Below are 16204 nucleotides of genomic sequence, written 5' to 3' on the forward strand. Positions count from 1 at the left end.
CACACTGTAATCATTATCACCTAATTTTCTGATGTAATATTTAGTATCTGGATGTTTACCTCCACCTTTCAATAAACTCCCGTCAGAAATATTCCTCTTCCCTCTTTCTAAATATTTTTCTGGAGATAAATTTGAATGACGTCGAGCATGGTCCTTAAGACCTGAGTCTCCGTTTTTGAAGGTTCGCCGACTTTTCCATTCACCACTCCCGCATTTCGCCAACCCCAGCGGATCCACCCACCCCAGCGGATTCGGCGCATACTGATAAAGATTCAGTCCTCCCGCCAGCCCTATCGGGTCCTGTGTGGTGAAGCGGCCTACCGTCGGGTCGTAATAGCGGAACAGGTTGTAGTGTAATCCCGTTTCCTCATCTGCGTATTGTCCAGCATAGCGTAGCGACTGGGATTCTACCGGCTTGCCGTGGCGCAGTCCTTCACTGTCCTGCGTCTGTCCGGTGACAGCGCCGAAGCTGCCGTAGTCTCCGCTCCAGCGGACCGAACCTTCCGCATCCGTCATCTCCAGCGGCGCACCGTTCAGCTCGGTATTGAACCAGCGGATATCGCCGTCACGCGCGCCCGGTTGCTGCGTGATACGCGCTAACGGTGACCACCAGAGAGTCGGGTCATAAACGTAGCTTTCCGTCCGCTCGGCGTGTCTGGCCTGTAGCAGCCGAAAACCTTCCCACAGGAAACGCGTCTCTTCCTGCGTCCCGTTTTCACCCCGGGTGACCGTTTTATGGGTGCGCCTGCCCAGCGCATCATAGCCATAGCGGGCCACAAACTCACCCTGTGGCCCCCGGCCCCGCGCTTCCACCAGACGGTTGTCCGCATCATACCGGTAAAACTGCTCCGTGGTGCCTTCACGCCGCCGTATCAGGTTGCCCTGACCGTCATACTGGTTCCACAGATGACGCCAGTTCAGCAGGCGATTGTCGGACAGCGGGCCGGCAGACGGCGAATGGCCGCTATCCTGTAGATTGTCCGCCGCATCATAGCCATATCCCCGATGATGCACCTGCCAGTGCACATCAATCCGTTTCAGCAGACGACCTTCTGCATCGTAATCATACTGCACGTCACCCCGCAGGCCGTCCCTGACTGACGCCAGTTCGCCGGAAGCCGTGTAGCGTAACGCCCGCGAGAGAAGCTGCTGCTCCGGCTCTGCAACATCCCAGAGTCCGCTGCGCTGTGAGGTCAGGCGACCGAGGCTGTCATACGCCCGTTGCTGCGTGCGGCGGCCCTGAGTACGGCTGATTTCCCGGTGCAACCGGTCACGGGTAAACTCGCTGACCACCTGATGATTGAATTTTACCGCGCTGACATGACCCGAGCCGTAGCGCAACCAGCGCAGCGTGTCGCCATCCGGCAGCGACAGGGCACTCACGTTACCCAGTGCATCCCGGGTGTAGCCGATATCGCCTTCACTGCCGTGTTCGCCTGACAGGTCACCCGCCGCGTCATAGGTCAGCCTGACCTCATCGGCGGTGAGACCCAGCGCGAGGCCCTCCCCGGTGGGTTCACGCTTCAGGGAAACCAGTTGCCCCCGCTCGCTGTGCTGGTAGTGAAACACCGCGTGGGCATGCTCACGACGCACCAGTTGCCCCGCCGCATCGTGCTGATAAACGTGCGAGACCGCCTCGTCATTCGCGGCCTGACCGCGCTGCAACCGCTGACACAGATGACCGGCGGCGTCGTAGTCGAAAGTCAGCTCGACGCCATCCACGCGCCGCTCGTTCACCAGCCGGCCAACGGCGTCATAGCCAAACTGGTACGCCGCGCTGTTGCCGTTCTCCAGCCGCAACAACAACCCGCGGGCGTCATAGTGCCAGCGCGTTGTCCGGCGAAGGCGGTCCGTGACACTGACAGGCTGGCCGAGGTCGTTATACTGCCAGCGGACTTCGCTGTTCTGGGCGTCACGCCAGGCCTGCAACTGACCACGGGCATTCCAGTGCAGCGTTTCCCGGCGACCATCCGGGTAGATTACGCCCGTCAGGTGCCCACAGGCATCCCATTCCCGGCGAGTCGTGTGACCTTCGGCATCAACAGATGCCAGCAACTGCCCGTCACGGTCATACTCAAAGGTGCTGCTCTGCCCAGAACAGTCGGTACGTGCCGTCAGCAGCCCCTGCCGGCTCCAGACCAGCGTGACGGTGCCGCCCAGTGCGTCGGTGATACTGTCCGGCAAACTTTCCTGTGCCGTGGGGTAATGGTAGTAGGTTGAGTTGCCCCGCGCGTCAATCTCCTCAATCAGACGATTGCGGTCGTCATACTGCATTTGCTCGCGGCTGCCATCGGGATACGTAATCAGCGTAATATGCCCCGTCAGCCGATACCACTGGTAGCCGGTTTCCCGACCCAGCGGGTCAGTCTCGCTGAGCAACCGGCCATAGTCGTCCCAGGTCGTTTTGCGGCTCGCCCCGCCGGGCAGGATGACGTCACACAGTTCGCCATCGGTATAACTCAGGGTCGTCTCGCGCCCGTCGTAATCGGTAAAGCGAGTGACGTGGCCCTCATCGTCAAGTATCCACTGCGCGATGAGCCCATCCTCCCGGCGGGCAGTGCGCCGTTGTCCGGCGAAGTCATACGCCAGCGTGAGTTGCTCACCCGCGCTATTGCGGTAGGCCACCACACGCGGTAAATCGGCAATCTCCTGCCACTGGTATTCGCTAAGCAGGCCGCTCGCCTCTTCATGGCTGGCCATCAGCCCGTCATCGTGCCAGGTAAAACGGCGGCGCACGCTACCGCCCCGCCCGGTGACGGTAATCAACTGCCTGTGCGCATTGTAGGTATAGTGCACCAGACAGGTCGATTCATCCAGCCAGACGCTGTCCAGTCGTCCGTCACGATACCGGCAGGTGAGGTGCCGTCCGGCGCTGTCCGTCAGCGCCTGAAGCGTGTCATCATCGTTCCAGAAAAAGAGAAGGTCATGACCACACGGCTCGGCAATGCGTGCCAGCACCGCTTTCCCCTGTGGAGACAAGGCCGTGTAAGACCATACTTCGCCGTCCGGCCCATAAACCGACCAGCTCTCATCCTGATGGTGCTCCAGCCAGCGTTTTTCTGCCGGACAGTAGCTGCGCTGGCCGACGGGAACAAAAGGAAAGGAAATCAGATCGCCCGACGGGGCGCGCCAGACCAGACCATCCTGATAGCAGGTCAGCGTCGTTTCCCAGAACAGGCTCCATCCCTTTCCCAGTACGCTATCGCCGGGGTTACCGCTGCGCCAGCAGCGTTGCCAATAGACGGGCAAGCGGGAAGGCAGCACAAAATCCAGCTCCTCCTCATCCGCCAGAAATTTTTGCCCGCTCACGATGTCGATTGGGCGGGCAATAATCCCCCCGGCGGCGATACTGGTCATGAGTACGCCAAAACGGCAGGCAAGACGCTGGAGCTTGTTGAGGCTGGGAAGTTCCCGCAGCAGCTTGCCCAGTTTTCCGACGTTGCCCGCCATGCCGCCCACCCAATGAACACATTGGATGAGCCTTCCGTGATAGTGGCACCGCAGTTCACCTTGTCCCCCAGACGGGAGGCGGGCTGGTTGTTGATGTAGACCGTTGCGGAGCCCTCCGCCACCTGCATGGAAGGGCCGTCCTTGCTGCAACTGGCCACACTCAGAATAGCCATGGCAGCCTTCATGCCGTTGATAAAGACCGTGGGTGAGCCCTTGTCAATCGTGCCGGCCTTTGACATGCTGCTGGCAAAGGAGTCGGCAATGCCGTCACGGACTTTTGCTGCCAGCTCGCCCGTCGCCCACCCCACCGCAAGACTGAGGCCAATCAACAACGCGCCACCTACGAGGCAGGAGCCCAACCCCGCAAAAAACAGGGCACTGGCCGCAATGCCGCCGGCGGCAGCAATCAATCCGCCAGCAATGGTGCCCAGGATCATGCCAGCCAGAGCACTGGAGTGCCCGATCCCATCGCCAACGCGCGCAGCTTCAAACATAACAATATTCCTTATCGTTACTGGTTAAACGTAAAACTCCCGAGCAGGGCGTTGAAGCGGGATTCATCAGCCGCCGAAGGCGTGGCGGTTTTTGAGAGGGTGAAAACCAGGATCTGTGCGTCAGCGAAGGCGAATACCGCCTGCTGTTGCCAGATACGCTGACCGTCGCGCAGGTAACTCGCCTGGAGACGTTCACCCTCCAGCAGACGATCGCCTAACCAGATGACATCACGGGTCTGTGTTTTCCAGCCCTTGAAATGCTGCGTCATCAGCGCCAGTTGCCTGTCGATATAGGCATCGACGGTTTCCCCGTCGTTCAGCCTGTCGCGTGAAATTGTAAACGCGGGTTCGCCTTCCTGACTGGGTGTGAAGGCGTTCAGGGTTCGATCCTGATAGCCATCAGGGAGCGTGATACAGCCTTCGGTAAAGCGGCAATAAGAAGCAGATGGGGTCGTCATGGTACGTGGTCTCACAGGGTGATGGAGGACGTCACGCTCGCCTCAGCGGGGTAACGTTCTTCCTGATTATTTATTCAGATCAATACGCGAACTGCCGATCACATTGACGTTCACGCCCTTGATTTCAATATCGCCATTATTGAAAAGGGTCAGCGAACTCGCTCCCGTCTTCAGCGTGATGGTGCCACTGGTCGACGTCACGGTAATGTTGCCCGTCACCGTCAGTGTGTCGTTGGACGTGACATCGGTTTTACGGCCCTCACCGACGAAGATCCCCTGGGTGCCCTGGATCTTGGTCTCCTGATTGTGGACAACCTCAATCGTCTGATCTCGTCCCACCACGCTGAGCTGATCGTACCTGACTTTTTCCTCATGACTCCCCCCGACACCGGTGCTGCGGTTATTCAACACCACGGTGTTCATGTCCTTCTGGGCATGGATAAACACTTCCTCCTGCCCGGCCTGGTCTTCAAAGCGCAGTTCATTGAACCCGGCGCCCTTGTGCGTGGCGGTCCGCAGCGAGGTGCGGGTCTTGTTGGCCGGTAACGGGTACGGCGACGGATTGGTGGCATGAAAGGTTCTGCCGGTCACTATCGGCTGGTCCGGGTCGCCTTCGAGGAAGCTGACAATCACTTCATGGCCGATGCGCGGGATGGCTATCAGCCCGTACTGGCCGCCCGCCCAGCCCTGACTCACTCGCACCCAGCAGGAGCTCTGGTCGTCACTTGCGCCGTAGCGGTCCCACGGGAATTGCAGTTTGATTCGACCGTACTCGTCACAGTAGATTTCTTCACCGGCCGGCCCCACCACCGTCGCAATCTGCGGGCCGTCCACCATGGGTTTGTACGGCAGGTCGGCTCGCCAGGTAGTTTTGGCGCTGATAACCTCGAAGCTGTTGCTGTAAGTTGTGGGTTCACCGCCGCTTTCTTCTTCCAGCGCCTGCGGTTGCTGCCCGCTGTGGGTGATGGCCACCAGTTGCCAGCCGGTGTTGAGGGGCAGGTTGGGGTGCTCGGTGAGGGTAAAACTGCTGCCCGGCATCAGCATCGCCGCATTGGAATCACCCGCGCCGGTGATGGCATTCGCCCGTAACGCCTCCAGCCGGTAGCGACTGAACGCCTTGCCGCTCGGGTCCTTTTTGAAGCGCCCGGGGTAGTCGAAGTGCTGATAGCTTTCGCGCTGATGGTCCAGTTCGCTGCTCATCTTCTTGTGCAGCAGGCCATAGGCTGGCGTTTTGAAGCTGTAGTCCTTGAGCGCCACTTCAGCCGTGCTGACCCGCTCGGCGTAGCGGAAACGGTGGACGTACTCGCCTTCGCTCAATCCCTGCGTGGCGAGGTTGAAGAACAGGTCGGGGCCTTTCGCCAGCGCCCCGGCGTCGTCGGCAAAAACCACCCGGTGTTTGCCTTCCTCAAACTCGTGGAAGAAGTACAGCCCTTCCTCGGCTGCCAGTCGGGTGACAAACGCCAAATCACTTTCGCGGTACTGCACGCAGTACTCACGCGGGGCATGGTCATGACGTAACGAAAAGGCGTAATCGGTAATGCCGGCTTCTTCCAGCAGGGTGCCGATAATCACTTCCGGCTTCTGCGCCTGAAAGATGCGGGCGTTGGTACGCAACCCGAGTCGCCACAGTGCTGGACGCACCTCCGCCTGATAGCGGGTGCGGCGAAAGCCGGTGTCGCCCTGGGCAAAGGCGCTGATTATCCCGCCTACCCGACGCTTCAGCTCACCGTCGTACCACACCAGCAGCTCACACGGCTGGTCCAGCACGGCGCCAAAATCCACATCCGGCAAGGCACTGGCCAGATTGAGGGACAGGGCAAACGGCTGGTTAAGCGCCTCGCTGAGCTGAAAATCCACCACCGCAAACGTCGAGGCCGGCAACGCGCCGACCTTTACGGTGAACTGTAATCCTGTACTGTTGGCCATCCGTCCTCCTGATGCTGTCATCCACACTCAGGCATGGCATGGGCCATGACTCAGTACAGAACACTCCAGTTAAATAGGATTATCCTTCGACAGCAGCGTGTGCACGCAGCAGGAGACAAGCGAGTAGCGGAATCGGGACGGTATGAAAAATAATGAAGGCGTTCTATGTGACATCCTTGCCAAGATTCCCTTTTTGAAAGAAAAACACCAAAAGGATAGCAAGATGCATTGAGTTTTAATTGCACAAGGACGGGGATAAAATCAGGCGAATAAATTAATTAAAATTAAAACAATTTCATCCAAATTAATAACATGAGGGTAGAATCCATCTACCCGCCAGCAATGTTCCGCTTAGTCGGCAAGTCTCTCTAACGTCATATCGACGACATCGTTAGCCCCCGTCATCTAACGAGGGCATCAACGTTTATCCGATCCAAATCAGGACGATCAGAACAGCTTTTTCGCCGTCTCCAGCCAGTCGCCTTTGAACGGACGTTTCATGTTTTCGATGGCATCAACGATGTCATGGTGCACCATTTTCTCATTCTGAATACCGACACAGCGACCACCGTAGCCTTGCTGTAGCAGTTCAATCGAATATGCGCCCATGCGGGAAGCCAAAATGCGGTCATACGCGACCGGCGAACCGCCGCGCTGAATGTGGCCGAGCACCGTGGCACGGGTTTCGCGCCCTGTTTCTTTTTCAATGTATCTCGCCAGCTCATCGACGTCGCACACCAGTTCGGTAATCGCGACAATCGCATGCTTTTTACCTTTCTCGATACCGGCTTTGATTTCGCAAACCAGATCTTCCGGGCTGAACGGCACTTCCGGCAGGACGATGAATTCACAGCCGCCGGCAATCGCCGCCGCCAGTGTCAGATCGCCGCAGTGGCGTCCCATCACTTCGACAATCGAAATACGTTGGTGAGAAGAAGAAGTGTCGCGCAGGCGGTCAATTGCTTCCAGCACGGTTTCCAGCGCGGTAAAGTAACCGATGGTGTAGTCCGTTCCCGCCACGTCGTTATCGATCGTGCCGGGCAGGCCGATACAGGGAAAACCCATTTCCGTCAGACGTTTGGCACCCATGTAGGAACCGTCACCGCCGATGACGACCAGCGCATCCAGGCCGCGTCTCTTCATGTTTTCCACACACACCTGACGCACCGCTTCGTCACGGAACTGCGGAAAACGCGCTGAACCGAGGAACGTACCACCACGGTTAATCACATCCGATACGCTGTAGCGATCCAACTGCTCCATGCGATCTTCGTACAAGCCCTGATAACCATCATAAATGCCGTAGATTTCCAGCCCTTCAGACAGTGCAGCACGCACCACACCCCGAATTGCCGCATTCATACCTGGTGCATCGCCACCGCTCGTCAACACTCCGATTCTTCTAATCATGACAACCTCTGGACTTGTAGATGTAATTTTGCAGGATTCTTCTATCGTAAATTCGCCGCCGCTGTTACGCAGGCAGCAAGCCTTGTTCTTTTATTAGCATATTATAACAAACACCCGAAGCTGAATTGATTCAGGTCAGGCTACATTGTGCATAAATTTTCATGGCCTATCACGTTTTTCACATAAAATGCTGAAAATACCGTCGCCTACGTCGTCAACCTGCCACGCTGGTTTTCCGGCACAGCAGAAGCCGGGTCCTGATGAATCATAATATCAGCTCCCGGAAACTGTTTACGTAATGCCTGCTCCAGATCGTCGGCAATCTGGTGTGCCTCAACCAGCGGCAGGGCATCATCCATTTCCAGATGTAGCTGAATAAAACGCGTTGGCCCGGAACGCCGGGTGCGCAAGGCATGTGCGCCGCGAATACCCGGCCAGTTCACAATCACCTCGGCGATAGCGCGATGTTCGTCCTCCGGCAGCGCGCGATCTAGCAGCGACTGCACCGCGTCATACCCCATACGTAACGCGCTATATAAAATATAGCCGCCAATCCCCAACGCAAACAGGGAATCGGCACGCGTAATCCCTTTCCAACTGAGTGCCAACGCCAGCAGAATCGCACCGTTCATCAGCAGATCGGACTGATAATGCAGCATGTCCGCGCGTACCGCCTGACTGTGCGTGCGTTTAACCACCCAACGCTGGAACGAGACCAGCAGCAGCGTCACCACTAGCGCAATGAGCGTCACCCACATGCCCACTTCCGGCGCGTGCAACACCTGCGGCTCCAGCGAATGTTGCAGCCCCGTCAGGATCAGGAACAGCGCCGAACCAGAAACAAACATGCTCTGCGCCAGCGCAGCCAGCGATTCTGCCTTACCGTGGCCGAACGCATGCTCAGTATCCGCTGGCTGCAACGAATAGCGCACTACCAGCAGGTTAACCAGCGATGCGGCGATATCCACCAGCGAATCGACCAGCGACGCCAACAGGCTCACCGAACCGGTATGCCACCAGGCAAACACTTTCATCACAAACAGCACCAGCGCCACGACCGTTGCGCTCACTGCCGCCAGCGTCACCAAACGCGCATAGTGTGGATTCATCATGTCCTCACAGAAAATAGATCGTCCGGGTCTTTACCCAGATTCAGCTCGTTAATGACGTTTTTAACACACGGGAATAACGAACAAACGTAAAAATACAGCACACCGTCGCCAGTATCGCCATCGCCGCCCCCATGTAACCGATGTCGGGCAAGCCAAGATGGGTAATAACCTGATTACCGAGCAGCGCCCCACCGCCGATCCCGATGTTATAAATCCCCGAATAGAGCGCCATTGCCACATCGGTTGCATCCGATGCCAGCGTCAATACCTTGACCTGCATACCCAGGCTCAGCGCCATAATGGCGATCCCCCAGATGATACACAGCGTCGACAGACTCCAGCCGCTGAATGACAGCGGTTGCAGTAGCAATAAACACACCGCCAGAAACGCGAATGAGACAATCAGGAAACCCGCCGGATACTTGCTGCTGTAGCGGCTAAACAACATGCTGCCAATGATTCCAGCACCGCCAAAAATCAACAGCAGAATAGTCGTGAAGTTTTCACTCAACAACGCCACTTTCTGGATAAACGGCTCGATATAACTGTAAGCAGTAAAGTGTGCCGTTACGATCATGACGGTCAGGCCGTACACGCACAGCAGCGCTGGGCGCTTCAGCAGGAGAGGCAAGCTCTTCAACGAACCGGAATTGCTGCTCGGCAACACGGGTAGGAGCTTCATCAGGCCCAGCATAATCACCGCAGCAACCAGACCAATAAGGACAAACGTTACGCGCCAGCCCAGATACTGCCCGACCACACGCCCTAGCGGTAAGCCCAGCACCAGCGCCAGCGCCGTCCCGGTCGCCAGCAGGCTCAACGCCTGCGCTTTTTTATCCGCAGGAGCCAGACGTACCACCAACGATGCCGTAATCGACCAAAACACGGCGTGGGACAGCGCCACGCCGACACGGGCCATGACCAGTACCCAATAATTCCAGGCCAGACCGGACAGCACATTACTGATAGCGAACAGGATAAAGATGTTGATCAGCAGGCGGCGTCGTTCCATATCGCTGGACAACAGCATGCAGGGCAGCGACATCAGCCCAACTACCCAGGCATAAATCGTAATGATCAGCCCAACCTGCGCGGCGCTCATGGAAAAGCTGGCAGCGATGTCTGACAACAGCGCGACAGGAGCAAACTCAGCGGTGTTAAAAATGAATGCCGCCAGAGAAAGACTGACGACGCGTAACCAGGCGGTCGAACGGGGAGAACGGGTCATGGTATTGATATCAAAAGTTAAAATAAAAGAATGCGCCCCCTGTCATGGCAGAGGCTAGCGCGGTGAAGCAATGGTACAAGGAAAGTATGACACCGCCATGTAATCGGCGAACCGTCAACGGTGTTTCAGCGTGCTTTTATGAGGATGTCAGCCAAAAGCCTGAAGACAGGTAAGGGAACATTCATGAGCATCATTTTTGGTGCTCATATTCTACGCGTTACCACGCCCTTACGCTGTCTTTTTTCGTGCCTTTCTTGCTCTACTTTAATCCTGCTTTGGTCGGGAAAACGGCGTTACGCTGATGAAGGTTGCCGCAGCACAATCGGTAAGCCGTTTTGAAAACGCTGGAGCCTGTCGCAAAGAAAGACGACCCGCAGCAGGCTATCAACCTGCGGCTGGGGCTGTGCTAAATAGTGCGACAACGCGCGCTCAACGAGCGTTAGGCCCAGCTCATTGGCGGCTTTCATTGCGTGTTGCAACTGCTCTCTTTGCGTTGCGGTTAAATGCCGACGCCCAGTGCAGGCCTGCGCATCCAACACATCCAGGATCGGCTGACAAATCCGCTGTGCCAGCGTCAGCGGTGGACGCGGTACCGTTTTTTTCCGCTTCTTCTCAGCCAGCATGGTTTGAATATGGCTGATAAAACCCAGCACTTTCTTCTCACTTTTGATGGTCTGAAAATCCAGACAGAACGCCTTCACCATCCCACCCTCCTTTACCAAGAGAGAATAGGGTTGGAGATCGATATCATTCCCACGGCGGCGAGGCTGAACCAGCACCGCCATAATCTTCCATTTTTGCTGAGTAGCCTGTTCGAGCCTGTCTATACGCTGGTGCTGCGCCTTTTTCCAGTTGAGGCTCAGGTGCAGCGCATTATTGGCGTCGTCAAACACTGGCCAGATGATACGCTGCTCTACCTCATGCCAGATCACGGGTTCATAGCGATGCACATGTAGCAACAGAGGCTGTGGATAATCTTGATTCTCTTGCTCAAAATAGCGAGACAACTGCGACCAGTCGGCAATGCCCGCCGTCGATTTGCACTGCTCATACGCAGCAGCAGGCCACGGTGTACCATCAAGGTTCGCGTAACTTTCGCCACCAGAGGCCAATTTCCCGTCGTCAGAAAAACGCGGGTGATGCAGCGTAAACGGGGCACGCATGATGTGCTCACCTAACTGCTTCCACATAGTTTGTCCCTGCCACACGCTCTGCTGGCTGAATGTCACATCATGGTGATCGGCCCGCGCTTGTGTGCAGTGCAGTAATTGCTGGTTTTCACTCTCCCAAAACGAAAAGGTCGCCCCCCGCGCGCCGCCCTCAGTCACCCACCACTGCGCCCCTAACGGTACAAGCGATAGCGCTTCAGGCTGTTGTTGATACTGCCGCCGTACCTGCCCACGCAGCAGCAGCAAGCGTTCGGGGCTCGCCTGCTCAAGCTGGAATAAATACGCCGACAAGCGGGCAATAAACAGTAGGACATCACGCTCTTCCAGGCTGTAATGCCTTTCCGCTAATAAGCTAACCTGTCCGCTCAGCGTGCGCAGGTAGCCCGCCAATCGCGGTAATCCTTCCGCACGGGCAGACATATTCAGCAAATGAAGCTGCCGCGCACTGCTTTTACTGATGTGCGACAGCCCCTGACTCAGGACGTCATGGATAAACGTATTCAGCATAGTAATCAGCGCCTGCTCATCGGCATTTAACGCCCTTTCACTCGATTCCTGAGCGAAGCAATCCGCTGGCCACGGCCAGATGCACTGATTTTCTGCAAAGAGGCGGGCAAGGGCAGCAAGGTGCAAGGCAGGCTGCTTCTCACGCAGGAAATCCGACAGCATGCCAGTCAAGCCCGTTCCGGCCAGATAGATCACGGGGCTTTCCAGCGTTGGCAGGTAAATTTTAAGCTGGTTTGGCAGCGTCTCTGTCCTCACCGACTCTTCTGCCCACATTTGTACAAATCGTGCAGCATGCCGCGTTTGCACTTTACCGACCTGCTTCATTAGTACATCAGGATCAAGCTGTAAGATCTCGGCAAGCACGTCTATCGGTGATACTACCGTTTCCGAAGAGAGGTCAGCCGTTTGCTCCGCATCCCGTTCAGCATGGGTTTGTAACCACAGCACCGCCGCCAAAATGTGCTTACAGCAGCCGGTTGCCGGGCAATCGCACCGTGCAGTTTGTATCCCCAGCCCACCAAGCACCACCTGCTGACCATCGCTGACAAAATATCCTTCTTGCCCCGCGTCAGTCACCAACGTCACCTTGTCGCCCGCCAGATCTTTTTTGGCTCGGCGCAGTAAACCCACATTGGCAAAAACGCTCAGCGCGTCTTCATCATAATTCAGGTAGAGACGTTGCCAGCTCATCGCATCACCTCCGCCAGCCACTGTGCAAAATGCTCCGGCGTTAATGCTGCGACATGCATACCGCGATCGGCCAATTTTTGCCCGATTGCGGCATCGTAGACCGGGTGTGCCGCCTCATCCAGTGCTGCCAACCCTAACAGCTTGACTTGCTGGCTGTGCATACGCTGCACGCAACTGAGCAGGTGACTCAGCGCGCCACCTTCTTCAAAATCACTGATTAACGCCACGATAGTACGTTTCGGATTTTGTACGCGCTGTTCGCAATACTGCATAGCCTTCGCAATATTCGTCCCGCCCCCGAGTTGCACCGTCATCAGTACCTCAACCGGATCGTGGGCAAGATGCGACAAATCCACCACCTGCGTATCAAACACGATTAAAGAAACTCGCACCGCAGGCAACGTCGCCAAAATGCTGGCACAGACCGCCGCGTACATCACCGAGCTGGACATCGAAGCGCTCTGGTCGACACACAGAATGACATCCCACGGCATATGCCGCTGCATGCGTGAATTAAAATGCGGTGTTTCAATCACCAGGCGCTGCTTCTCGCGATCAAAATGCTTAAGATTGGCTGCAATCGTGGCACGCCAGTCAAAATTTTGACTGCTGGCGATCGGCGAGCGTCGGAATCGATTACGGCGACCGGTAAGCGCGTTCGTAAAGGTCGGCTTCAGCGTGCGTAATATCTCATCCACCACCTTCCGAATAATGTCGCGTACCGCTTCACGCGTTTGTTCATTCATCCGGCCACGCAAACTCAATAGCACCTTAGCCAACGCCGGCGTAGGTTCCATGGCTTGCAGAGCTTGCGGATCGTTGAATAAATGCGTGATTTCATAGCGTTCAATCGCTTGCGATTGCATCCGCTCAAAGGTGCTGCTGGGGAATAATTTACGCGCCTGATTGAGCCAATTCACCGCCGTCAGTTGAGACTGATCCAAAGAACCGTGGCGTCCCCCTTCCTGCTTCAGACCACGGCGTTGATATTCGCGGCGATAGAGATAATCCAGCGTGCGTTCCACTTTCAGATCCTGCGCATCAAACGCCGCCTTGCCTAATGCCTCATCGGCATAATGGCCCAGAATCAAGCGCCAGCGTTTGCCGTTTTTTCCTTTATCATCATGAGCACTCATCAGACTGGGTCCTTCTCTTTCTCGTACCATGACAGTAAATCGTTTTCCGCCAGTTGTTGTTGCAGCCGCTGGTTTAACTGCATCGTCTGTAGCATCTCCTGCTCCGTGAAGTCCGTTTGCCAAAGATGCATTTCCGGCTCAGAGAAACCACATTGCTCCGCAACATAGCTTGCTAACGTCGCGTTCTGCTTCGGTGTGAGTTGGCTGAAGGCAAAACGCAGGTCGGGCAACACATGCAGAAAACGATCGTCATCCCACTGCGAAATCAGCGTATTTAGCTTATCGACTAAACGCGGTGTCTTGATGATGAGCTCAGGAGCCGCACGCATTAACCCGACAAAATAGCGCACCGCCTGCTCAGGATCGCTCCCCTGACTAAAGACGCTCGATAGATTGTCATCAAGGGCGCGTTCATCAATGTCATCACCGAGATAACGCAGCGCATCAACCGCTCCTTTCAATAACGGCACGTCCTTTAATTCTGGAGAGATCTGCTGCAATTGGTGGTAAAAATCGCGACTGGCGGTATTGGAAGGGTCGAGCGTAGGAATAAATTCAATCAGCTCACGCAAGCCAAGCAGTGCCGTAAAATGCGTTTCCTGCTGTGATTCATCGCCCGCCGTGATGGTCGGTAAACAAAACAACGCCTGTGGAACCAGCGTAAACAAGAGCTGCGTTAATTCAGGCTGATTGCGTAAGCCAAGAAAATCACGCCCGCGCCATAGATGGATCAGGCTATGCCCGCATCCAACGAGTGAATCTAAGCGAAAATCGTTGTGTATATCGTCATGCAATAAACGAAATAGTCCGGCTAAACGCGACTGTAGCCCTAATAGCGCCGCCTGAATCAGCACATGCACCGCATTTTTACTCGACCGGTTCTGCCCTTGTTCCTCTAACTGCTTTTCCAGATAGACGACTTTATCGATGGCAATCGCCTCGAGCTGGCTTCCTTTCTCCGAGAGCGCAATCAATCGCCCTTCGATCGACGGGGTCCACGCATAGTGCCACTCTTCAAATAGCAGATCGAGATTGTGACCGCCCAAAAAATCAGGGCCGTTACTGCGCGTTGCGAAGCCGACTTCAAGGAAGCTCAGCAGATGGAGAAAGCGGCTGCGTGCACGATGCTGCGGGTTGCGATAGATATCCAAACGGCTCTGTTTGACGAGCGTATCATCAAGTTTAAAGCGGTGAGATTTCGCTAACCGATAGGTTTCATCAACCAACGGGGGCGTCGCACTACCAGCAGGAATCTGCCCTAGCGCATGGCCGGAAAATGTTTTTTGGATCTCAAGCCACAGTCCACTCTGCGCATCATCAATACTGCCTTTGATAAAACTACTCTGTAGCCCATCCAGCAGATCGTAACGGCCAGGACCATCATGCCCGCGTAATGCCGCGAGCTGCACACACTGCTCTACCGCATTTTTTACCGTGATATAGCTGGGGGGATCGTCAAAAGCTTTAGCACGGAGCATGCTGGCAACCTCAGACAAAAAACGCATCCCCATGTTATTGCGGTATTCCTGGGTCGTGAGCGGCGCTAATCCCTTTTCCACCTGCCGATCGCCCCGCTGCGCCATGAGCATTTGCCAGCTTCGCTGATAGTAAGCAGGCGCCGGCATGCCGGATGCGTATCCATTGAGCGCATCTAATCTGTCAAAGCTATAGCGAATCAGCCACGCGTGATCTTTTTCTGCCAGCTTAAGCTGTTTTTGGTACTGCTTTTTCGCGGCATCCGTGAAAACATTGAACGATTTGCCGTCGTGGGACAGCCCTTCGAGCAGCGCCAGTGAGTGAAACCCCCCCGTGACAACCAGAATTTTCCCCGTTGGGTTTTCAGCACGAACCTGCATGATAGCGGCAAGCATATGTGCCTCACGCTGCGCGGAACCTTCGGCCTCCAAAACCTGAGGCTCATAATCCAGTCGCGCCAACGCACACCAAACCAGCGTATCGCGGAAAAGCTGCTGCCAGTCGCTCAGAGCCTCAATCGAGCGTAACTCGAATAAATGTTCCCATAAATCATCGTGATCGCGGCAATGGCATCTCTTGGCGAGCGCTGAAATAAACTGGCTGTGGGCGAGATAGCGTTCTGCTTGCAGGCTTTGGCTGACATCATCCTGACGTTCCTCAATCGCGATTTGCTCAACCCACGGCAAATCAATAAAGCGTAATGCCGCGTGGTGTTGATGCCCGGCGTGCAGTGCAACCCATTCGGGCGAGTAGTCACAGAAAGGGAAAAAAGCACTACGCGTAGCCGTTTGCGGCGTTTCACCGTCTTGCGGCTCACCGGATTGAACGTCAGCCTGTCCCATCACCGCGATGGGAGGCTTCGCGTCAGGGTGAAGCAAATCGGGCAGTAAGTGATTAAAACTGACCGGAGCCTCAATCAGGATATGATCGGGGTGGATATCTTCAATCAATGACAGCAGGCCGTAGGCACAAGCGGGGCTATGGTGGCGCACCGGTGCAAAGTAGATCTGCTGCGACTGCAAAAAATCCCATGTTGCCAGCGCCTGTTTCATCCGTGCGGGCAGTACGATGTTCGAGAGACTCACTGGCGCGTTTCCTCATGAAAAAGAGTCCGTGAAGTAATCGGTAACAATGGACTACAGCCTAAT

8 protein-coding genes and 1 pseudogene are annotated in these 16204 nt (G+C 55.9%); all 9 read right to left on the reverse strand.

Annotation, left to right across the window (positions count from 1 at the left end):
* Positions 1 to 215 precede the first annotated feature (215 nt).
* Positions 216 to 3944: pseudogene (locus A7983_RS06780) on the reverse strand (RHS repeat-associated core domain-containing protein); the annotation flags it as partial.
* 17 nt (positions 3945 to 3961) lie between these two features.
* Positions 3962 to 4402, reverse strand: coding sequence for a DcrB-related protein (locus A7983_RS06785; RefSeq protein ID WP_005970292.1), 441 nt, complete (start codon positions 4400 to 4402; stop codon positions 3962 to 3964).
* A 66-nt stretch (positions 4403 to 4468) separates the two neighbouring features.
* Positions 4469 to 6328, reverse strand: a complete 1860-nt coding sequence (locus tag A7983_RS06790) for a type VI secretion system Vgr family protein (protein WP_069704144.1) — start codon at positions 6326 to 6328, stop codon at positions 4469 to 4471.
* A 447-nt stretch (positions 6329 to 6775) separates the two neighbouring features.
* A complete protein-coding gene (pfkA, locus tag A7983_RS06795) occupies positions 6776 to 7738 on the reverse strand; it encodes a 6-phosphofructokinase (protein ID WP_005976493.1) in 963 nt (320 codons plus the stop codon).
* A 206-nt stretch (positions 7739 to 7944) separates the two neighbouring features.
* The gene (fieF, locus tag A7983_RS06800) at positions 7945 to 8847 is read right to left on the reverse strand and encodes a CDF family cation-efflux transporter FieF (protein WP_005976491.1); all 903 of its coding nucleotides are present in this window, start codon (positions 8845 to 8847) and stop codon (positions 7945 to 7947) included.
* Positions 8848 to 8890: 43 nt separating this feature from the next.
* Complete coding sequence (locus tag A7983_RS06805) at positions 8891 to 10078, reverse strand: sugar transporter (RefSeq protein WP_005976488.1); 1188 nt, start codon at positions 10076 to 10078, stop codon at positions 8891 to 8893.
* Between the two features lie 293 nt (positions 10079 to 10371).
* Positions 10372 to 12444, reverse strand: a complete 2073-nt coding sequence (locus tag A7983_RS06810) for an SWIM zinc finger family protein (RefSeq protein WP_005976486.1) — start codon at positions 12442 to 12444, stop codon at positions 10372 to 10374.
* Positions 12441 to 13580, reverse strand: coding sequence for a VWA domain-containing protein (locus A7983_RS06815; protein WP_005976484.1), 1140 nt, complete (start codon positions 13578 to 13580; stop codon positions 12441 to 12443). Before A7983_RS06815 ends, A7983_RS06810 begins: the two co-directional genes overlap by 4 nt.
* Entirely contained in the window at positions 13580 to 16141 is a 2562-nt protein-coding gene (locus A7983_RS06820) for a DUF5682 family protein (protein WP_005976481.1), read from the reverse strand. The genes A7983_RS06815 and A7983_RS06820 overlap by 1 nt, the downstream gene beginning before the upstream one ends.
* Positions 16142 to 16204 lie beyond the last annotated feature (63 nt).

Origin of the sequence: Pectobacterium wasabiae CFBP 3304, assembly GCF_001742185.1 — a bacterium.
Classification (GTDB): domain Bacteria; phylum Pseudomonadota; class Gammaproteobacteria; order Enterobacterales; family Enterobacteriaceae; genus Pectobacterium; species Pectobacterium wasabiae.